We start from the raw sequence: 20,374 nt of genomic DNA, 5'->3' as shown, positions 1-20,374 counted from the left end.
CTACAAATGCACGGATCAGGACCGAATTACGGTAAATGGGTTGCAGGGAAGCGAAGCAAATGGGTCACGCTCTGTGTATGGGTACTCATCGCACTGGCGTTGAATTTGCTATGGCCGGCTGTTGCAGATAAAGAGGATAACAATGCAGCCAACCTGAAGGAGGATGTTCCATCCGTCATAGCGGAAGCCATTGCCGATAAGGAATTTCCTAGCAACGGGGGAGTACCGGCTCTCATCGTGTGGCATAAAGCCAATGGATTGAACGAAGGGGATTTAACCAAGCTGCAGGAGTTGACGGCGAGCCTGGAATCCGATCCGCTCCCGTATCAAACCTTCGTTGTTCCTTTCCATCAGCTGCCTCCGCAGGCTTTAAGCGCCCAGTTGTCAGAGGATCAGAGCACGATGGTGATGCCGCTATTTTTTGAAGAAGACCAGGAGACGGACCAGCTCAAGGAAGGAACGGCAGAGCTTGAGAAGCGATCGGAACAATTGCTGGGCGGTAATCCGTTTCAGACGGCCATCCAGAGCGGAGACGGAATCAGTGCTCGCGTAACAGGTCCGGTTGGAATCTCTATTGATGCAACCGGATTGTTTGAGGATGCCGACGTGTCGCTCATGATTGCAACCGTGCTTCTGGTGCTGATATTGCTGCTGCTGATTTACCGTTCTCCGATTCTTGCCCTAATCCCGCTTGTAGCAGTCGGTTTTGCCTATATGGTAACTAGCCCGATTCTCGGTTTTATGGCGGATCAAGGCGTAATCACCGTGGATTCCCAATCCATCGCCATTATGACCGTGCTGCTCTTTGGAGCCGGGACGGATTATTGCTTGTTCCTGATTTCGAGATTCCGCCAGCTGCTATGGCATGAACCCGATAAACGCAAAGCCTTGTTCCAGGCGATTACGAGTTCATCGGGCGCCATCGCGATGAGCGGCTTCACGGTTGTTTTGTCTCTGTTTGCGCTGCTTCTGGCTCAGTACGGGGCATACCAACGATTTGCGGTGCCTTTCAGCTTGTCAATTCTGATCATGTTCATAGCCAGTCTGACATTGGTACCAGCATTGTTGGCTATGTTCGGGAGAGGTTCCTTTTATCCTTTCATTCCGAGAACGCCGGAGATGCAAGCGGAGCGCGCCAAGAAAAAAGGAAAGCCGGTTCCTGCACCGCACAAAGAGAAGGAGAGCCGGATCGGCCGTATGGTAACAACGAAGCCATGGACCGTCGTCTTGGTAGCTTTAGTATTGCTGGGTGGACTTGCGACCTTCTCATCCCAAATCAAATTCACCTACGATCTCCTATCCTCATTCCCTGAGGATGTTCCTTCCCGCGAAGGATTCACCGTCATCGGCGAACAGTTCTCGGAAGGAGAGCTTGCGCCGGTGCGGCTGATGGTGGATGGCGCGGGGCAAGCTTTGGATCTTGAAGAACGCCTGAAGGCTCTGGATTATGTGGATCGTGTATCCGAACCGCAGAATGGGGCGGAGAATAACGATATTATCGGTTATGAAATCGAGCTATCGATGAATCCTTACTCTATGGAAGCGATGCAGCATATTCCGGATCTCAGGGAGATCGCGGAGGTTTCACTTGAGAAGGCAGGGGTCGAGAATCCGGCGGAAGCCGTGTGGATCAGCGGTCAAACGGCTACCCAGTATGACACGGAGATCGCGGGAGAACATGATGCCAAACTGATCATTCCCGTCGTTATCGGCTTGATTACGCTGCTGCTTTTGGTATATCTGAGATCGATTGTGGCAACCGTCTATCTGATTGCCACAGTCATCTTGTCTTATTTCTCCGCCCTGGGGCTTGGCTGGATTATCATTCATTACGGTTTGGGAGCAGAAGCCATCCAAGGAGCCATACCGCTGTATTCGTTTGTATTCCTGGTCGCGCTGGGCGAAGACTACAACATATTCATGATTTCGAGCATATGGCAAAAACGCAAGCAGATGCCACTGAAGCAGGCGATTAAAGAAGGCGTTGGCGAGACGAGTTCGGTGATCACCTCAGCCGGTTTAATCCTGGCAGGGACCTTCGCCGTACTGGCCACGCTTCCGATTCAAGTATTGGTACAGTTTGGGATCATAACGGCCATCGGTGTTATGCTGGATACGTTCATTGTAAGACCCTTCCTAGTACCCGCGATCACAACGATCCTGGGCAAGTGGGCTTTCTGGCCAGGCAAACAACAGATGGTTACCGAAGAGAAATCTACATTGACCGTTGAGAATAAAGCGTAGCCTTAACTTAATAAGGAATTCTTGGGACAACCACCTCATCTTAAGGTTATGTAAGAGATGAAGGTGGTTGCTGCCGATTTTGACGAGAGTGAAGGGGCGTTAGTAAGATAAGGAGGAGGCGGCGTTATAAATCAAGAGGGATGTGACCTATGACAACGATTCAAAAGGCTATTGAACTCCGTACTGGAGGGAAACCGGAGGAAGCAAAAGAAGTTCTCCTCGGACTGTTGGTTCAATCCCCGGATGATCCCGAAATCCATTATCAGCTGGCCTGGGTGCATGATCTGATGGGTCTTGAAAGCGATGCAGTTCCTTATTATGAAAAGGCGATCTCTTCCGGACTGAAGGATCCCGAGCGATGCGGCGCATTGCTTGGACTTGGAAGCACATACCGTACGTTGGGGATGTACGATAAATCCAAGGGCATTTTGGAGCAGGGATTGCAGGAGTATCCCGAGGCGAGGGAGTTCAACGTATTTTATGCGATGACCTTGTACAATGTGGGACAATACGATAAGGCGATGGCGTTACTTCTTAAAGAAGTAGGCGAAACCAGTAATGATGAGGGAATCAATAGCTACCAGAAGGCGATTACCTTTTATTCGGATAAGCTCGATCAGATTTGGAAGTAATCTACATTATTCGAAACAGGGGTAACGCCACATGCATAAGCTAAGAACAAAGAAACAGGTTACATACTACCGCTCCTCTCATAATCCGAATCAATTGGGACCTGAACGGAAATTCGTGCAGACTTAAATAAGCCTTCACAGATTTTTGAATTTCAATTTCTAGACTACACTCGCTGGACATCATCCGCTTGCTTTTTCATGGCATCATGTAGAGAAAGAAAAAATTCTTTTAAGATACAGATTACTTTGAACTCACTGGCTTCTTTCTTTTTCTTCATCAGCAAAAGCCTGCGCATCTGAAACATGAGAGTAGAACTAAGCAAAATGGCGATCAACTGCCCGTATACATGACATTCAAAGCGTTCACTTTTGATCGGCTTGCACCGGTCGATATGGAAGATGGATTTCCACGTTTTAAATAAAATCTCGATTTGCCAGCGTAGGGAATACAGGTCATGAACATGCTCTTTTTTAAGTAGATGTCAGGGGCATTAGTCTTGTAGATATTGATGGCACTTAAACGCTTTGTTCGTTCTTTATAGGTCATGTTTTTCTTTTTCTCCTGTTTAGCACGCATCAGGAGCCGCTTTTGAGTCTGTTCTTCTGTAAGTTTGCAGATGAGAAGCCGTGTGCGGAATTTTTTATAGAGACCCAGATACACTTCGGGAAGTTCTACCATTTCTCCGGATTGAAGACGATTCATAATAGCTTCCAAATCGATTTCTTTGTACAACGATTGCTTTTTTACCTTTGCCAGCTTTTCTAGCGAGCTCCTCAAGTTGGGTAGGAGAAAAATGACGTTGAAGCTGTTGGGCTAGTAAATGCATTTCTTCGCTGATAGAAAGTGGAATGGAATTCATGGAAAACAATCCTTTCTATGGAATTATAATTGATATAGAAAGGATAGTTTATTTTCCTGTTTTGGGGTATAGATTCTTCTTAGCTTGATGGGCATTATCGGCCACATTGTGCGCATCTGGTTCTAGTTTGCTGCTGATAGACCCAGGTGGCTCCGCCAAGTGCGATACCTAACAACAACCACCCTCCGTACACCATGGATACCATCAATCCGTTGCCATCGAAACGCACTGGACCATCAGCCAGACCTAGTGCTTGCATAGAAGCCCCAAATATCGCCAGTAGTCCCATAGGAGCTGTCATACAGGCAGCAATCCAACCTCCAATGATAAAAATCCAGCGAGGAACTTTTTTGCCAGCAAAAAACGGGACCCAACGGGGGAATATGCGCCCCCATCTTTGGACAAGAGCAAGGGAAAGCAATGCACTAGCACCAAAAACCAGAATTTCCCCAAACGCAGAATGATGACCGAAATTTTGACCGCCCCATAAGTTCCCGCCAAGTGACCAGTAGATTTTCAGCAAAGGGTATGGAAATGAAAGGATGAAAGCGGCATAGCCAAGCCACACATTAGAGCGACTCTTTCCCTTGATCAAGGGCACTTGGCCACACGCAACACATGCACCGCGGGATACGCGCTGAAAAGAGACGGTAACCATTGCCAGTAACGTTGCCCCTGTAAGGCTTATAGCCCGGGACGCAAAGCCTGACCAGTCCACGACGGGGGGCAAACCAGGTATTCCAAGCACAGCGGCCGTGCGGAGTGTGTCAAAGACGATACCAGCAGATGACCAGATTAGCAGAATAGAAGCGCTCCATGCGCTGATTAGAACGAGTAGACGTGGCACAAGTCTTACCCGCGTCCAACCCATTGACAGCAGCAAAGCGATCAATCCAATTATTGATGCGAATGCCGTAACCCACATTGGAGCAAATCCCTTTGTATAGTCTGGCCCGTCTGGAAAAAAGGGCTTCAATATAACGGCTAGCAGGGTTACGGCGCAGGCCCCGAGTGCAGCCCACATTTGAAAATAAGATTGTATGCTCGGGTCTTTATCAACCGATCTCGAAATCTTGGCACCATCCATCTTAGCCATTGTTTCTCCAATGTGGTTTTGGTTATTTGAAGTCATTGTTGAGACCAGCTCCTTAACCTTTTAATTTCGATCTCAGTTTTCAATGAAATTTTACAAAAACATTTCTTTGGCGAAAATAGACTAAGGTCTATTTTCCAGCTAGACCTTAGTCGGGCACAGCTGACATGCGGGTAGAAATAGGTCACATGCTAGAGATTCCGTTTCCAAATCAGCGGAAACCCTTGTTAATTAGGTTTATCAAACAGCGAAGCTGTCATGAAGTGCCAACTTGGAATTTCCCCTAATCGCCATTAGCGGAAATGAAATAGGCTGATTCATCATCATAATGTCCGCTAATGTAAGTGACGCAATTTTACATGTACCTCGGATAAACCCGTTGCCCATCAAATTAAAATTTTGGAATACCCCAAAAACGAAAAGAAGCTATTCTTTTTGTTAATAAAGGATAGCTTTTTTTTCGTTTTGGGGGTGTATTAATTTCTTAGCTTGATGGGCATGGGGTAACGCCAACAAAACGCAAAAAACATACGCTAAGGAAAAATTCAGTCAGCATAACATGAAAATGCGTACGATAAGAAACTTTGAAAACAATCATCTACACTAGCTTCTAATATACTTAGAATGTTACTAACTGAGCGAATGCTGATAGCTCAATGACCAATGCAAAAGAAGCAATCCTCCTGCTTTGCCAGGGCTGGGTGATTGCTTCTTTTTTCGATTTTAAAGATGAAACAGGCTTCATGTTTCTGCTCTTTGGTAACGTACTACAACCCATAGAATTTCCCTTTAGGGCCTCTCCTTAGAACCACAGGGTTTTCGCAACGGTTGCATGATTGAGTTTACGTAGGATTCTTCTGAATGACCTGCTTTGGGTTCGGAACAGAACCAGAATTCATTTTAAAAATTATCTCAACAAGCTCGTCTCGGCCAATTAATCGCACACTCGATCTACGTTTCCCAAGATTCGCGTGCAGGATAAGACCGACTTTATCGATGATCTCAGCCTCCGACGCTGGCGGCCCGTAAATAAGAAAAATTCTTGCACAGAGGATCGTGGTAGTATTTCAAACAAAATATCTCAAACGTTTTAAGGCCCATGGTTTTAAGGCCCATGAGACATCGTAGATTCTATGTGCAAAAGAAGGGCCCTTAACGGAGTTGTCAGATATTTATCTCGATGGTGAACGGCAAGCAATTCATTTCTCAACAAGAGGTCTTGAACAGACAGTGAAATCAATTCCCCCTGCAATAGCTGCTCGCTTACAAGAACATCAGGCAAAATCGTGATGCCGAATCCAGCCTTGGCAGCTTCGATCAATGCTAGGGAATTTACGCTTGTCCAGGCAGGTTGCGCGGTATGTCCGGACAAATAAAGAACGCTGTCTAAAGTATCGCGGATGGCGCTTCCCTTTTCACGCAACAATAGTTTTTCAGAGCAAAATTGTTGCAGAGTCAACTCCTTGTGCGTGATGAGATAGTTAGGAGCGCACACAACATATAACGGATAGGAAGCAAAAGGGATGCATGTAAAAGGCCCTTGGGGAGCCGCACCTTCAATCAAAGCGATGTCAGCTTTGCCGTTCCGCAATATTTCAATGGCATTCGCTGCGCTGACCACATCGACATTGACCCGGAGATCAGGCCAATCTTTTTGAAAGGCTTTCAAGATTTTTGGTAACCAGAACGCTGCAATGGTAATGCTGGAAACGATGTGCAGGGGAGCTTGTTTTTCCAAACAGCTGATGCGTGCATCTAATGCTTCGCACGAAGATAGAATCGGTGTAACTTCCTCCAGCAAAAGCCGGCCGCTTTTTGTAAGCTGAACGCTTTTTGAAAGTCGGTCAAACAATGCTGTTTCTGCCTTTTCTTCCAGTTCACGTATGGCATGAGAAACTGCCGATTGCGTGATATATAACCTTTCCGCAGCCCTTGTGAAGTTTCCCGTTTCTGCTACTGCCCGAAAAATTTCAAAATGCCGAAGAGTCATCATTGATGCTCCCCCTCCCATGAATAAAACTAATCGTTATTTCGAAATAATATCATTTTACTAATCAATCATCAACCCCCATAATAACAGGGTGACAAGGAGGCGATCTGATGATAAGCCAAAGAACCAAACTATACATCTGGCTTCTGGGCATAAATTTGTTTATCAGCACATTTACATTTGGCGGTGGGTATGTTGTTGTTCCGATGATTCGGAAGTATTTTGTATCCAGGAAAAAACGACTCAACGAAGATGAACTCGTCAATATGGCTGCTATTGCACTGTCCTCACCAGGAGCAATCGCAATCAACTTGTCAACTCTCGCAGGGTTTCGGGTAGCGGGGATGACGGGCGCTGCAATCAGTTGTATTGCTGCTGTCATTCCATCCCTCGTCATATTGGGATTCATCTCCACGTTCTATGTTGCGTTTGCGGCGGATCCGTTAATCTCCGCAGTATTGAGAGGAATGCAGGCAGGCGTTGCAGCCCTTATCGTTGATTTCGTTGTGGATATGTGCAGTATGATGATCAAAGAACGTTCTCTATTTCTTACCCTGATGATTCCGGCAGCATTTTTGGCGAATTTTATCTTTGAAGTCAATGTAGCCATTATCCTCATCGTGTGTTGTTTTTTATGCATTGTGCGAGTGTGGCTTAATGAAAGGCGGCAGAAATAATGGGGGAACTATTGAAACTGTTATGGGTCTTTTTTCAGATCGGTTCGTTCAGTATCGGGGGTGGGTACGCTATCATCCCGTACATTCAGGAACTGGCAGTTCAAAAACACGCATGGGTATCACAAAGGGTTTTTACCGATATCATTACCATCTCGCAAATGACACCCGGCCCATTAGCAGTAAACACCTCCACATTTGTTGGCTTACAGGTCGCGGGGATACCGGGCGCAATGATTGCTACTTTCGGCTGCGTGATTTCAGGTGTCGGCATTTCTATATTGCTGTATCGCTTTTTTCAAAAATTCAATAAATCTATCTATGTGTTTGAAGCTTTGAATGGCTTGAGGTCGGCTTCACTGGGGCTTATTATTTCGGCTGCTGCAACCATATTGCTAATGACGTTTCTTGGGACTTCAGCAATAAACGCGGCTGCTAAAGTGGATTGGATTGCTGTAGGTGTATTTACAGGGTCTTTGTTTGTATTGAGAAAATGGAAGATGAACCCGATTCTTCTCATGGTTCTGACGGGGATACTGGGAGGCATTATTCATTAAAGAAAGTTTCGCGGCTTGTCGCGCAGAAAACAGCGGAGCTGATACTCCGCCGTTCCGCAAGTGTTAGTATGAAGGGATCGAAATTATCCGAACGAGGATGGGGCAAGGAGCCAGGTCCCGGCTTGTTTGAATTAATGCTTGCGTAGCATACGTTTTTCGCGCTTGTTTGTGTGACTTCCAACATAATTTATGTTATGTAAACTAATGATTCAAATCAGTTAATACGGAAAACTATGGTATATAGCAGGAGTGATGGAATTTCATGGAAATGATCATATCTTCACTTTACTTAACTGGATTTTAGGCTGCCTTCATCTCTCGTTAAGGTTTGGACCTTATACTAAGTATGTCACTACAAGTGATGGAAGGAGCAACGCAGATGAACAAGAAAAACAAAATGAGTATGTGGTCGATAGGACTTGGAAGTGCTTTTCTGATGATGATGCTAGCTAACCATGACAATGTGCATGATGGACAAGCCCGATCCGGTATCGCTTCAAGTGCAGTCAGATCCAATATTGCCATCCAATCCGTTGATAAGAGCCCGGCAGTCAAAGTCCCCGAGAACCAGGAAATAACCCCCGAAATGATTAATCAATTCTTAAAATTAGTAGCAGAGACATAAGATAGTGTTGATTCTCTATACGTAACGGTTTTGAAGACCAGTTCCCTACTGAGGGGGCTGGTCTTTTTGGCGTGGGGCTCAAAAGAGTTCTTAATCAGAGTGATTTTGCGGCAGCAGATGGTTTCTAATCAATCGACTGTAAATTTTTTTGAAAACAGGAACCCACGTTCTTGTCATATCTTCCCAGGAAGCTTATTATTATCAAGAGGGTTAACCTGAAGCGGGGGGATTATAGACGAATGCAAAGCGATCACACGTTAAACAGCAAGCGAAGGACCACGGGGATTGGCATGTACCGGGAGATGTTAATCCGATACGTATTCCCGCATAAGAAACTGCTGGCAGCCCTAACGGTGCTGCTATTATTTTCAATCGGGCTGCAACTGATTAATCCGCAGATCATCCGGTATTTTATCGATACGGCTCAAGGAGAGGGAAATCTGACATCCCTTTATTATGCGGCAGGTTTTTTTATCGTATTTTCATTGCTCCAACAAGGCGTATCCATTGCGGCTGCTTACTATAGCGAGAATCTGGGCTGGACGACAACCAACAAACTTCGCGCTGAATTGGCGGAGCACTGCCTGTCGCTGGATATGAGCTTCCACAAAACGCAAACGTCCGGCTCTTTAATCGAACGGGTCGATGGCGATGTGAATGCACTTGCCAATTTCTTCTCCAGCTTTATTATCCATCTGTTCGGCAATCTGCTCCTTATGATCGGGATCCTGGCTCTTCTGTATCGGGAGAACTTCTGGATTGGTCTTGTTATGACAGTGTTCGTTGTCGGCAGCATCTATGTCATTCAGCATATCCGGCGGTTTGCGATACCGGTATGGAAGCGATGGCGCGAGCTGAATGCGGATTTCTACGGATTCATCGGCGAGCACCTCGAAGGAACCGAAGATACGCGTGCCAACGGGGCGGCTGGATATGTCATGAATCGATTTTATGAGATGGCCAGGCGGATGCTGCCGGTTCGGGTTCGTGCGTTCATCGGATTTTTTCTGATGTGGAGCACCACGATATTGGTGTTTGCGCTTGGCAATGCTGCCGCTTTTATCGTGTGCGCCATACTGTGGGAGAATGGACAGGGCGGCTTGACGATCGGCTCCATCTATCTCGTGTTTTATTATACCGAGCTGCTAGCCAAGCCGATTGAGAAGATTCGTACCCAATTGGAGGATTTGCAAAAAGCGGATGCCAGCTTGATGCGCGTCCGCGATTTGCTTGCAACCGAACCTCAGATTAAAGACGGCCCTGGAGCGCCGCTTCCGTCTGGCCCGTTGTCGGTGGAAATCCGCAATCTTAACTTCGCATATGAAGAGGGCGGACAGGCTACGCTTGAAAATCTTCAGCTGCGGCTCGAGCCGGGCCAGACTCTGGGGCTGCTCGGGCGTACAGGCAGCGGCAAAACGACGATCGCCCGCCTGCTGCTGCGTTTCTATGATCCTCAGGAGGGAAGCATCGAGCTGGCAGGAACGGATATCCGGGTCTGCAAGCTTCATGAACTGAGGCGCAAGGTCGCGATGGTTACGCAGAATATTGAGATTTTGGAAGGGACTGTTCGTGATAATCTGACCTTGTTTGATGAAGGCATCGAGGATAGCCGAATTATATCCGTGCTTGAGGAGCTTGGGCTTGGAGACTGGTATGCTTCGCTTCCCGAAGGGCTCGATACGAGCCTGGCCTCAGGCGGTGGGAGCCTGTCGGCCGGTGAGGCCCAGCTGTTGGCGTTTGCCCGTGTCTTTCTGACGGATCCGGGTCTCGTCATCCTTGATGAAGCATCGTCCCGCCTCGACCCGTTAACGGAATACCGGATTGAAGCAGCCATTACGCGTCTTCTTCAGGAGAAGACATGTATTATCATTGCCCACCGCTTGGCCACGGTTCAGCGTGCCGAACGGATTCTTATTTTGGAGAATGGCAGAATGCTCGAAAGCGGTCGCCGGGAAGAGCTTGCCTCAAACCCGCAATCACGGTTTAGCCGCATGCTTGCCGTTGGAATGGAGGAGGTGCTGGCATGAAAACAAGACATTTTTTCTGGCGGCTGATTCTGTACCGGCCGGGTCTGTATCTTATCAACCTGCTGGCATGGTCCCTTATTCATATGGCACCGCTGGTTCCCGGATTGTTAACCAAAGCTTTCTTCGACCATCTTGAAGGTACATATGTTTTTCCCTACGGCGTTTGGGCGATTGCCGTGCTCCTCATTGGCGCTGCATTAGCCCGGATTGCTTTGATCTTCGGCGGTTTCATGACAGACGTGCATTTCCGCTTCCGCATCAGCACCTTGCTTCGCCGCAATATGCTGTCCCATGTCATGAAAGAGCCAGGAGCACGAGCAATACCTTGCTCGCCCGGAGAAGCCATCAGCAATTTCCGGGATGACGTCGATCAAGCCGAAGAAGCGACGAGCTGGTCCGTGGATACGTTAGGACTTATCGGTTTCGTCATTGTAGCCAGCTGGATTCTCATATCCATCGATCTGCAGCTGACGATCCTCGTGTTCGTTCCTTTGATCCTCGTGGTCACTGCAGCCCAGATTGCGACCGCACGCATCCAGAAATACAGAGCGGCAAGCCGGGAATCGACGGCCAAGGTAACCGGTGCGATTAGCGAAATGTTTGCCAATGTGCAAGCCATCCAAGTCGCAGGGGCTGAGAAACGCGTAGTGGAACGGTTTGTAAGCCTTAGTGAGAAACGGCGCCAATCCATGGTGAAGGATAAGCTGTTAACGGAGACCTTATCTTCCGTATTCACCAACTCCGTCAATCTCGGCACAGGATTGATTCTCGTGCTTGCGAGTCTTAAGATGCGAAATGGCGATTTTACGGTCGGGGACTTGTCGCTCTTTGTATATTATTTAACTTTTGTCACGCAGCTCATATCGAACGTAGGCAACTTCATGACCTATTACAAACAGATGGGTGTCAGCTTTCAGCGGATCCAATCCATGCTGCAAGGGGCACCGGCTTCACTGCTTACGGCAGCCAATTATATCGGTATCGGAAAGCTTAAGAACAAACAGAATACAGAGAAGGGTGCTAATCCTCATCATAGGGCTCAGAAAGATTTGTTAACGAATGGAGGATACAATCCTTCCGCCATATCCGCAGCCGAAGACGGCGTGGAAACGGCTTATATCGAGGCGCCACCTCTCTCACTGCTTGAAGCGCAAGGGCTGTCGTATCAATATCCCGAAACCGGACGCGGTATATCGAATATTAATCTGACCCTGAAGCGTGGTACCTTTACTGTCGTTACAGGGATGATCGGCAGCGGTAAAACGACGCTGGTTCGCACCCTGCTGGGCTTACTGCCAGCTGAAAAGGGCGAGATCCGGTGGAACGGTGAGAGGATAACAGAACCCGCTGATTTCTTTATACCTCCACAGAGTGCGTATACTGCGCAGATCCCCAGGCTGTACAGTGATAAACTGCGAAACAACATCCTGCTAGGTATACTCGAGGAGCCGGGCAGTCTGGACCGCGCACTACATGCGGCCGTAATGGAAGAAGATATCAAGCATCTGCAGCATGGCCTGGAGACGATGGTAGGACCACGAGGAGTCAAGCTGTCCGGCGGTCAAGCTCAGCGGACAGCGGCCGCAAGGATGCTGGTACGGGACGCGGAGCTGTATGTATTTGACGATTTATCCAGCGCATTGGATGTTGAGACCGAGCGTAAGTTATGGGAGCGGCTGTTCAGCGAGCGCGGCGGGGCGACTTGCCTTGTCGTATCGCATCGAAAAGCAGCACTTCACCATGCGGACCATATCATCGTGTTGAATGGCGGAGAGATTGAGGCTGAAGGCACGGCAGAACAGCTGCTGGCTTCAAGCGAAAGCTTCCGGCAGCTGTGGTATGGCGAAGAAACAGGATAATAAGTAAGATCATGATTGCAATCGATAGAGTAAAAGATGTATCCATTTCACCATAGACAGAGGAGATATCCCCCCATGCAAAAAGCGGAACAAATTCAGCTGGAATTCCGTTCGGCAGAACACCTGCCTATCTTGAATGAATTCGAGCTTCCGGATGATCAAGTCCAATTTACCGCTCATCCGAAAGAAGCATTAAACTTAGTGGAAGGTCAGTTTCCCATCGTCATTTTAGCTGATGATCATCCTGTCGGTTTCTTTATCCTGCACGCCACGGAGCGCGTCAAGGAGTATACAAGCAATTCTCATGCCATGCTGCTTACTACCTTATCCATTGACCATCGTCAGCAGCGTAAGGGGTATGCCAGAAGAGGGATGCTTGCGCTGCCATCGTTCATTCGAAGTCAGTTTCCTTCCTGCGATGAAGTGGTGTTGGTCGTGAACCATAAGAATGTTCCGGCTCAGCAGCTGTATGAACGGGTTGGTTTCGAAGATACGGGCAGAAGAAGGATGGGGCCTATCGGAGAACAATGGGTTATGAATATAACCATCTGAAATAAAATGCCGCAAAGACGCCTGGTCTTTGCGGCATTGCTTTATTTAACTTGGTTGACGCTCCGCCAGGTCGCTTCCAAACTTGAAGCGATATACTCCAGAATCGGTTTACTGTAGAAATAACCGCTGTGTGACAGGGGATTCCAGCAGGTTAACCAGTTTCCCACGTTAATGGATATATCGTTACTTACGGTGCGGTCATACGCTTCATTTATACTCTTAAGGGGATAGGCCAGTATATCGTCTTTATCATAGAAATTGACCCATTCCCCAAGCAGCTGATCATGATAGTGCTTCAGCTGCCCGGAAGGGACGTCGATGGGCTTGTCAAAATCACGGTACCGCATGCTCCATAGCGGCAAGGTGGTTCCCAGCGTATAGAATAATGTCAGGAGCTCTCCTCGCTCCAACGGAGCTTCCGGGTCAACGACCAGGTGATGCCCACGGGAGGAGAATTGCAGATCATAGAAGAAATTGCTGGCGATTACAGATCCCAGGCTATGAGAGATTACGCATAATGGAGCCTGGGGACCGGCAGCGAGGGCAAGTCGGTGCAGCGCTTCACTGATTGTCCGATGAATGGCTTCGTAGTTCTGATCCTCGGATTCCACGGGTTGGTAAGCAACGGCATCCGCCAGATTGTGGATCACGTACTGCCGAAGGTGCTGATAACGTAAACGGTAAGGTTTAATGCTGCTGCTGATTAACTCAGACTCGCGTGCTGCGAATACATCGGCCCAATGAACAGCCTCCATGGCCAGTTGCTCATGCGGAATACCTGACGTTCGGGAGAAGGTTTCTCTCAACTTCTTCATAAATTTATCCGCATAGTCTTTCTTTTGTGTTCCCAATCCGTGTACAATGATCACTGCAATTTTTTGCTTCATCTAACTGCAGCTCCCTTCATCGGAAATGGAATGAATGGATATCTTTTACTCTTTATACGCGATTTGTACTCGAATTGTAAATAGGTTATTACAGTACGGGTGAAACCGGTAAGGTCAGTAGCACTTTAGAGTCATTCCGTCCAGGGCCAAATTTGATTACAATGAAGGGATAACCAGTGGTAACATGATAGATAAAGAGGCAGGTACATTCAAGTATAGATTGAAATAGGAGGCAGGGTATGTCCTATAAACAAATGAAATGGTTGATTCTGATCATTCCCACTTTGACGATTGGCATTTGGGAGTATGTCAGGCATGAGTTCCTGCTGCCTTATATATCGATGGATCTTGGCAATCTGCTGGCACCTGTTATCGTGTTCTTGGTTTCCATTCTGTTCCTTACCCAGTTGTTCTCATTGATTGAACGGAACCAGGAGGAACTGAACCAATCCAGGGCATTGCAAGCAGCCATGCATGAAAGGGAGAAGATTGGCCGGGAGCTCCATGACGGGATCGCCCAATCCTTGTTCTTGCTGAACGCACAGATTAACCGAATAGAGAAATCGGGGCTAACCGGCGAAATTCCATACCAGGAAATTAAGGAAAGTGTTCACCGAACCAATGCCTACGTAAGAGAAGCCATTGCTAATCTCCGATATCCGGCAGATCCGCAAGCCATTCCGTGGATGCATAGCATGAACAGCTTAATTGAGGAAATCAAGCAGGAGACGAATCTGCATTTCGACGTTCAGTGGGGAATCCAGGATGACATGCTGTCCGCCAAAGAAAAGGTGGAGCTGCTGGCTTCGATCAGGGAAGCCTTATTGAATATCCATAAGCATGCCGAAGCAAAGCACGTGAAGATAACCGCGACAGCGGAGGATTCGAGCTGGCACTGCTCCGTCAGCGATGATGGCAAAGGTTTTGAGTTGGACAAGCCGCTCGGCAGCAACCGGTATGGAATCAAAATTATGAAGGATCGGGCCGAGGCCATGGGCTGGAAGTTCATGGTGGAAAGGCATAACCACAAGACGATAATCAGCATTCGGAAGGAGAGAACCGCATGAACGAGCAGCCTTTTCGTGTGTTAATCATCGATGACAGCGATCTTGCGAGAGAAGGCATTCGCACCATTCTAAGCAGCGACCCGACCTTTGAGGTTGTGGCCGAAGGACAAAGCGGCGAGGAAGCGCTGGAGCTGACCGAAATATGGATGCCTGATATTATCCTCATGGATATTCAGATGCCTGGGATGGACGGATTGGAAGCGACCAAGCGAGTGAAGGACAAATTTCCTTACGTTAAAATTGTCATGGTTACGGTGTCCGACGACATCGCACATTTGTTTGATGCCCTGAAACGTGGAGCCCAAGGCTATCTGCTGAAGAATCTGAATCCCGAATCATGGCACGAATACCTTAAAGCCATTGCCGTGGACGAAGCACCGATGAGCAGGGAACTTGCTTTCCGTATATTGAAGGAGTTTTCGCAATACGATAAGCCGGACCCAAGCAATAGTCCACTAACGGCCCGGGAAAAAGAAATTTTGGGACTCGTAGCCGAGGGATTGTCCAACCGCGATATTTCGGTTGCCTTGTGCATATCCGAGAATACGGTCAAGAACCATCTGAAGAACATTTTGCAAAAACTGCATTTGGAAAATCGGGTACAGCTGACCCGTTATGCCTACGAACAAGGATGGATGGGGAAGAGATGACGGTCACGCTCGTGTCTAGTTTCCGCTAAGATAAAAGCAAAGAATGATTTCAAGCGAGAAAGGCGTCGAAGGAGGGCGTGCGTTTATTTCTGTTTAACAAGGAATATGCCCAGCCCAATGATACCGATGCCGGCCCAATTTTTCCAGGTTGGAACTTCCTTCAGGAACAAATAAGCCACCCCTAACGAGATTAGGATTTCCAGGCACTTGGAGAAGATCAACGTATAGCCTAACTGGTCGGTGGCTTTAAATCCATAACGGATTCCGTATCCGATGCACATGTTGGCAATGAGGAACAGCGGGAGCATGAATAACTGAAACTGCAGCGTAGGCCAGAACAGGTGCTGGATATGCTTGGTTTGGTACGAGAAGACAAGGTTGATGATCGACAGTCCGCCGAAGAGTAGACCGACACTGTAAATATAAAACATAAAGCGCCTCCTGTAACGATGACTTTGCAGTACGCCATTAATGTTTCCATACAGCAACTTTTTATCCAAGGACAATGAGACCAGAGTTCTCTTGCGTGATATCATGACAGCTTGTCATAAGGATTAGATTCTTAAGCCGTCTCGAAAAAAAAGGATGACTCCCTACTGAGGGGAGTCATCCTTTTTAAATATCTGTTACGGCATTTCATCACTTTCAGTTTAATATCCATGTTTAACTACAGATCATTGGCTTCATTAGTGAACTTGGTGAAGCCTGCTGTACACACCGCTGGAATGAATCAATTCCTGGTGCGTCCCCTGTTCGGCAATGCCTTCGGAATTGACGACGATAATCCGGTCCGCGCTCTGAATGGTGGTGAGTCGGTGGGCGATCACCAGCGTTGTTCTGCCGACGGACAGCTCAGCCAGAGACTTCTGGATTTGCGCTTCCGTTTCCGTGTCGAGTGCCGACGTGGCCTCGTCCAGGATCAGAATCGGCGGGTTCTTAAGGAACATTCTTGCAATGGACAAGCGCTGCTTCTGACCGCCTGACAGCTTAACCCCGCGTTCGCCAATCACCGTTTCCATACCGTCCGGCAGACTTCGGATCAGTTCATCCAGCGAAGCACGCCGTGCGGCTTCCCAGATTTGCTGGTCCGTTGCCTGTAAGTCGCCATAAGCGATATTGTCGCGGATCGTACCGGAGAACAGGAACACATCCTGCTGCACGATGCCAATATGCTTGCGGAGGTTTTGCAATTTGATATTCCGGATATCGATTCCATCCACCGTGATCGTGCCCTGATCCACATCATAAAAGCGAGGGAGAAGGCTGCAGATGGTTGTCTTTCCCGCACCGGACGGTCCGACAAACGCAACCGTTTCTCCGGCGCGGATCGTGAGATGTATGTTATTCAGTATCGTCCGGGAGGGTTCGTAACCGAAGGTAACGCCTTCAAAGCGGATATCCCCCCGTACGGAGGAAAGGGATACGGCATCAGGCACATCGGCGATTTCCGGATCGGTATCCATGATCTCCAGGTAGCGTTTAAAGCCGGCAATTCCTTTTGGATAGCTCTCAATGACTGCATTGATCTTCTCGATCGGACGGAAGAAGATGTTGGAGAGCAGCAGGAAGGCCATGAATTCACCCATTTCAATTTTGCCCTGGATGAAGAACCACGCGCCGCAGATCATGACGAATACCGTGATCAAACGCATCAGCATGTAGCTGATGGACGTGCTTATTGCCATTGTTTTATAAGCCAGCAGTTTGGTTGCCCGGAATTGCTTGTTCTCTTCCTGAAACAATTTATTCTCATGCTCTTCGTTCGCAAACGATTGAACCACGCGGATACCGCCGACATTGTCTTCGATGCGGGCGTTGAAATTCCCTACATTACGGAACAGTTGCCGATAGGTCGTGGTCATTCTGCCGCCGAATTTAATGATCAGCCATGCCATCAGCGGCACGATGATAAAGGTCAGCAGCGCGAGCTCCAGGTTGATGTAAGCCATTAAGGAGAAGGAACCGAGCAGCGTCATAACGGCGATGAATACGTCTTCCGGTCCGTGGTGGGCTACTTCTCCCACGTCATTAAGATCATTCGTGATGCGTCCCATGAGATGTCCGGTTTTGTTGTTATCAAAGAAACGGAAGGAGAGCTTCTGAATGTGGGAGAACATTTTTTCCCGCATATCCGTCTCGATATTAATGCCGAGCATATGCCCCCAATAAGTGACGATGTATTGCAGCGCGGTATTCAGCGCATAGATCGAGAGAAGGACGATGCAGGCAATCAGGATCAGCGGCCAATCCTGGCTTGGCAGCAGGTCGTCAATAAATTTGCTGACGGCAAGCGGGAAAGCAAGCTCCAGCAGTCCGGCAATAACGGCGCACGTAAAATCCAAAATAAACAGTCCCTTGTAGGGCCGATAGTACGAAAAAAACTTTCTGATCAAGAATTATCACGCTCCAAGTTCTACCTCTGTCATGGTAGTTGGTTTTAATGGTTGGCGGACAGCCATTATTGGCTGTCTTGCGATGGGTTCGTATCATACAGCTCAAACGCCTGAATATACTCCTGAATGATCTGGTCTACTGCTTTCAGCTCTCCGCTGACCACTTCTCGGATGGCTTCAAAGTTCGGGTCATTGACTTGCTTCTTCAAGGTTTCCCGTTTCACAACTAAATGGTCCAGAAAAGAAAGCGCGCGCCCCCGGCGGAACGTCTGCGCCATCTTGCCGCCTTCCCTGCCGTCATGCCCTTCCTCACGCCGTCTTCCGTGCCGCCCGCCGTGCCGGTGGTTATCCCGGTCGCGAGGCTCCGACCGTATTTGACTCGATGTATCCTGATCCTCTTGGCGCATATAACATCAACCTCCTTCACGTATACGTTTGTATACTATTTAAAGTGAGTGTATACATTTGTATACAATCCGTCAACCCGTTTTTCTCCATTAGATTGGAAAAATTGAGGAGACCGAAGGAAGATATGCTATGATGATAGTTAGCAGTCCCAGGAGATTGACATGGATGAATACGAACACCGGGAACAGGATGAACATGGGAAGGGAGCTGTGTACATAGTGATCGAACATAATCATGAGTACTGGATGCGTCAAGCGATTGCGGAGGCCCATCGAAACGTTCAACATGTGGAGGGTGGTCCTTTTGGAGCGATTGTGGTGAAGGAGGGTCAAGTGATCGGCAGGGGCCGGAATCTGGTTACTGCACTGAACGATCCGACGGCTCATGCCGAAGTGCAAGCCATAAGGGAAGCATGTTTGCACCTGGAGGATTTTCAATTAAAAGGCTGTACGATTTATACAAGCTGCGAGCCTTGTCCGATGTGTCTAGGGGCCATCTACTGGTCCAGGCCCGATGCCGTTTATTATGCAAGCACGAAGCAGGATGCGGCTGAGATCGGATTCGACGATCATTTCATATACGATGAAATCGCGATGCCGATGGACCAGCGCTCCATCCCTATGAAGCAGATTCAAACAGCGGATTATTTGCTGCCATTCCAAGCGTGGAGCTCCGCCGAGCGCAAAATCGAATATTAAACATAAAACCGGGCTCCCTTCAAGGGAAGCCCGGTTTATTCTTATTTATGGATAGGGATGCCGAAATAGGTATAGAGCGCTTCAGCATATTCTTGCGCATTACCCGGTTTGAAGGTGTGGACGCCGCCGGCTTTGTAAATTCTGAATTCGTCATCATCCACGGTGTTTCTGCCTTCTGCCGTACGTATGGATACCCGAGCTGTTTTATTAAAAGGCGAATCGGGGGCATACTCGCACCAGAATGAGGTGGTGATGAAATCTCTCGGTAAGTTAGGCTCTTCCGTAAAGGAGAAGACGGGATCCCACGCTTCTTTTTTCCACTCTTCGAGCATCCAGCCATACGCTTCGGTTTGGACGAGCCGGTAGGTTTCGTTTCCCTGAGTTTGCTCAAGGCCATCAACCAATTCCAAAGGGTGGCGCGGTCCGGCTCCTCCGACACCGACATCGGCAATATATCGCTGGTCTTCGATATCCACCTGCAGGATATGGTGCCTTCGCTTAGCAGGCGTATCCGTTTCGTCTCTCCAGAAGCGTCCAAAGTAATGAGTGACCTTAAAGCCCAGTTCCTGCAGCAGCCAGCCAAATAGCGCATTGAGCTCAAAGCAGTAGCCGCCGCGATGCCGGGTTACGATTTTATCGTAAAGATCGGGGATATCCAGGGAAAGCGGAATTTGATGAAGGATATCGAGATTTTCATAGGGTACGGTATGCACATGCTGTTCCTGCAATCTGGCGAGCATATAAGCGCTGTTTACAATCGGGCCCGTGTATCCAATACGCTCAAGATATTGGTTTACGTCCAGCCCATGCATCGGGTTACTCATTCGATCACCGCATCTTTCGTCTTTTGTCAGCTTGGTAAAAGTAAGCATGTATATAATTATATCCTTTATATCATATATTTGGGCTTTCTAATAGAGAACAAGAAGGAGGCGGAAGAGGGACTATGCCCATGGATATCACGTCCCTTCGGGCAGCTAATGAGACTTCCTGCTATATACGATATGGAAGGGGATGAAGATCACCATCGACTGGTATTATGGAGCACAAAAAGGGTGTCCCGACCGCCAATCCTCCGGCGAGGGACACCTTTTCTTAAGAGATAATAAAGTATAAACTTTAAAGGCTTACCACCTTTATCTCGCAAGGAAAACTTCC

At 48.1% G+C, this 20,374-nt stretch carries 21 protein-coding genes; 12 read left to right on the top strand and 9 right to left on the bottom strand.

Annotated elements, in window-relative coordinates:
- Positions 1-6: 6 nt before the first annotated feature.
- Both PLA01S_RS16480 and PLA01S_RS16475 read left to right on the top strand, forming a co-directional pair.
- The gene (locus PLA01S_RS16480; protein WP_127593147.1) at positions 7-2,244 is read left to right on the top strand and encodes an MMPL family transporter; all 2,238 of its coding nucleotides are present in this window, start codon (positions 7-9) and stop codon (positions 2,242-2,244) included.
- 149 nt (positions 2,245-2,393) lie between these two features.
- Positions 2,394-2,876: a tetratricopeptide repeat protein gene (locus PLA01S_RS16475; protein ID WP_127593146.1), complete on the top strand. Its 483-nt coding sequence runs from the start codon at positions 2,394-2,396 to the stop codon at positions 2,874-2,876.
- Positions 2,877-3,040: 164 nt separating this feature from the next.
- Here PLA01S_RS16475 and PLA01S_RS33050 read toward each other — a convergent pair whose 3' ends face one another.
- The 3 genes from PLA01S_RS33050 to PLA01S_RS32630 all read right to left on the bottom strand — a co-directional run bounded on the left by PLA01S_RS33050 (position 3,041) and on the right by PLA01S_RS32630 (position 4,868).
- Entirely contained in the window at positions 3,041-3,301 is a 261-nt protein-coding gene (locus PLA01S_RS33050; protein WP_371860424.1) for a hypothetical protein, read from the bottom strand.
- Complete coding sequence (locus PLA01S_RS32635; protein ID WP_246059612.1) at positions 3,208-3,609, bottom strand: hypothetical protein; 402 nt, start codon at positions 3,607-3,609, stop codon at positions 3,208-3,210. The genes PLA01S_RS33050 and PLA01S_RS32635 overlap by 94 nt, the downstream gene beginning before the upstream one ends.
- 221 nt (positions 3,610-3,830) lie before the next feature.
- Entirely contained in the window at positions 3,831-4,868 is a 1,038-nt protein-coding gene (locus PLA01S_RS32630) for a hypothetical protein (RefSeq protein ID WP_246059610.1), read from the bottom strand.
- A 617-nt stretch (positions 4,869-5,485) separates the two neighbouring features.
- Between PLA01S_RS32630 and PLA01S_RS32010 the strand changes: the two genes are divergently transcribed.
- Positions 5,486-5,635, top strand: coding sequence for a hypothetical protein (locus PLA01S_RS32010; protein ID WP_164817446.1), 150 nt, complete (start codon positions 5,486-5,488; stop codon positions 5,633-5,635).
- A 299-nt stretch (positions 5,636-5,934) separates the two neighbouring features.
- On the opposite strand, the gene PLA01S_RS16460 is transcribed toward PLA01S_RS32010, so the two are convergent.
- Positions 5,935-6,822, bottom strand: a complete 888-nt coding sequence (locus PLA01S_RS16460; protein ID WP_218033657.1) for a LysR family transcriptional regulator — start codon at positions 6,820-6,822, stop codon at positions 5,935-5,937.
- A 107-nt stretch (positions 6,823-6,929) separates the two neighbouring features.
- On the opposite strand from PLA01S_RS16460, the gene PLA01S_RS16455 reads away from it, so the two are divergent.
- The 6 genes from PLA01S_RS16455 (at position 6,930) to PLA01S_RS16430 (ending at position 13,113) form a co-directional block, all read left to right on the top strand.
- Positions 6,930-7,496: a chromate transporter gene (locus PLA01S_RS16455; protein ID WP_127593145.1), complete on the top strand. Its 567-nt coding sequence runs from the start codon at positions 6,930-6,932 to the stop codon at positions 7,494-7,496.
- Positions 7,496-8,050, top strand: coding sequence for a chromate transporter (locus tag PLA01S_RS16450; RefSeq protein ID WP_127593144.1), 555 nt, complete (start codon positions 7,496-7,498; stop codon positions 8,048-8,050). The genes PLA01S_RS16455 and PLA01S_RS16450 overlap by 1 nt, the downstream gene beginning before the upstream one ends.
- Positions 8,051-8,429: 379 nt before the next feature.
- Complete coding sequence (locus PLA01S_RS16445; RefSeq protein ID WP_127593143.1) at positions 8,430-8,675, top strand: hypothetical protein; 246 nt, start codon at positions 8,430-8,432, stop codon at positions 8,673-8,675.
- Between the two features lie 239 nt (positions 8,676-8,914).
- On the top strand, positions 8,915-10,702 hold the full coding sequence (locus tag PLA01S_RS16440; RefSeq protein ID WP_127593142.1) for an ABC transporter ATP-binding protein: 1,788 nt from the start codon (positions 8,915-8,917) through the stop codon (positions 10,700-10,702).
- The gene (locus PLA01S_RS16435) at positions 10,699-12,561 is read left to right on the top strand and encodes an ABC transporter ATP-binding protein (protein ID WP_127593141.1); all 1,863 of its coding nucleotides are present in this window, start codon (positions 10,699-10,701) and stop codon (positions 12,559-12,561) included. The genes PLA01S_RS16440 and PLA01S_RS16435 overlap by 4 nt, the downstream gene beginning before the upstream one ends.
- A gap of 75 nt (positions 12,562-12,636) precedes the next feature.
- Positions 12,637-13,113: a GNAT family N-acetyltransferase gene (locus PLA01S_RS16430; protein WP_127593140.1), complete on the top strand. Its 477-nt coding sequence runs from the start codon at positions 12,637-12,639 to the stop codon at positions 13,111-13,113.
- Positions 13,114-13,154: 41 nt separating this feature from the next.
- Here the strand turns inward: PLA01S_RS16430 and PLA01S_RS16425 are convergent, their stop codons facing one another.
- Positions 13,155-14,000 carry a chemotaxis protein gene (locus PLA01S_RS16425; protein WP_127593139.1) on the bottom strand — a complete coding sequence of 282 codons (846 nt, stop codon included), beginning with the start codon at positions 13,998-14,000 and terminating at the stop codon, positions 13,155-13,157.
- A gap of 239 nt (positions 14,001-14,239) precedes the next feature.
- Between PLA01S_RS16425 and PLA01S_RS16420 the strand changes: the two genes are divergently transcribed.
- Both PLA01S_RS16420 and PLA01S_RS16415 read left to right on the top strand, forming a co-directional pair.
- Complete coding sequence (locus tag PLA01S_RS16420; protein WP_127593138.1) at positions 14,240-15,067, top strand: sensor histidine kinase; 828 nt, start codon at positions 14,240-14,242, stop codon at positions 15,065-15,067.
- Entirely contained in the window at positions 15,064-15,717 is a 654-nt protein-coding gene (locus PLA01S_RS16415; RefSeq protein WP_127593137.1) for a response regulator, read from the top strand. The genes PLA01S_RS16420 and PLA01S_RS16415 overlap by 4 nt, the downstream gene beginning before the upstream one ends.
- Positions 15,718-15,800: 83 nt before the next feature.
- Here the strand turns inward: PLA01S_RS16415 and PLA01S_RS16410 are convergent, their stop codons facing one another.
- The 3 genes from PLA01S_RS16410 to PLA01S_RS16400 all read right to left on the bottom strand — a co-directional run bounded on the left by PLA01S_RS16410 (position 15,801) and on the right by PLA01S_RS16400 (position 18,517).
- Complete coding sequence (locus PLA01S_RS16410; protein ID WP_127593136.1) at positions 15,801-16,148, bottom strand: hypothetical protein; 348 nt, start codon at positions 16,146-16,148, stop codon at positions 15,801-15,803.
- Between the two features lie 255 nt (positions 16,149-16,403).
- Positions 16,404-18,110 (bottom strand): ABC transporter ATP-binding protein, encoded by a 1,707-nt coding sequence (locus PLA01S_RS16405; RefSeq protein WP_127593135.1) that lies wholly within the window; start codon positions 18,108-18,110, stop codon positions 16,404-16,406.
- A 65-nt stretch (positions 18,111-18,175) separates the two neighbouring features.
- Positions 18,176-18,517, bottom strand: coding sequence for a hypothetical protein (locus PLA01S_RS16400; RefSeq protein WP_127593134.1), 342 nt, complete (start codon positions 18,515-18,517; stop codon positions 18,176-18,178).
- Between the two features lie 219 nt (positions 18,518-18,736).
- Here PLA01S_RS16400 and PLA01S_RS16395 point away from each other — a divergent pair, with 219 nt between their 5' ends.
- A complete protein-coding gene (locus PLA01S_RS16395; RefSeq protein WP_272868153.1) occupies positions 18,737-19,216 on the top strand; it encodes a nucleoside deaminase in 480 nt (159 codons plus the stop codon).
- A 41-nt stretch (positions 19,217-19,257) separates the two neighbouring features.
- On the opposite strand, the gene PLA01S_RS16390 is transcribed toward PLA01S_RS16395, so the two are convergent.
- Positions 19,258-20,040 (bottom strand): arylamine N-acetyltransferase family protein, encoded by a 783-nt coding sequence (locus PLA01S_RS16390; protein WP_127593197.1) that lies wholly within the window; start codon positions 20,038-20,040, stop codon positions 19,258-19,260.
- Between the last annotated feature and the right edge of the window lie 334 nt (positions 20,041-20,374).

Origin of the sequence: Paenibacillus lautus NBRC 15380 (genome assembly GCF_004000945.1) — a bacterium.
In the GTDB taxonomy this organism is placed as follows: domain Bacteria; phylum Bacillota; class Bacilli; order Paenibacillales; family Paenibacillaceae; genus Paenibacillus_AQ; species Paenibacillus_AQ lautus.
This window is presented reverse-complemented; position numbering and strand designations above follow the sequence as displayed.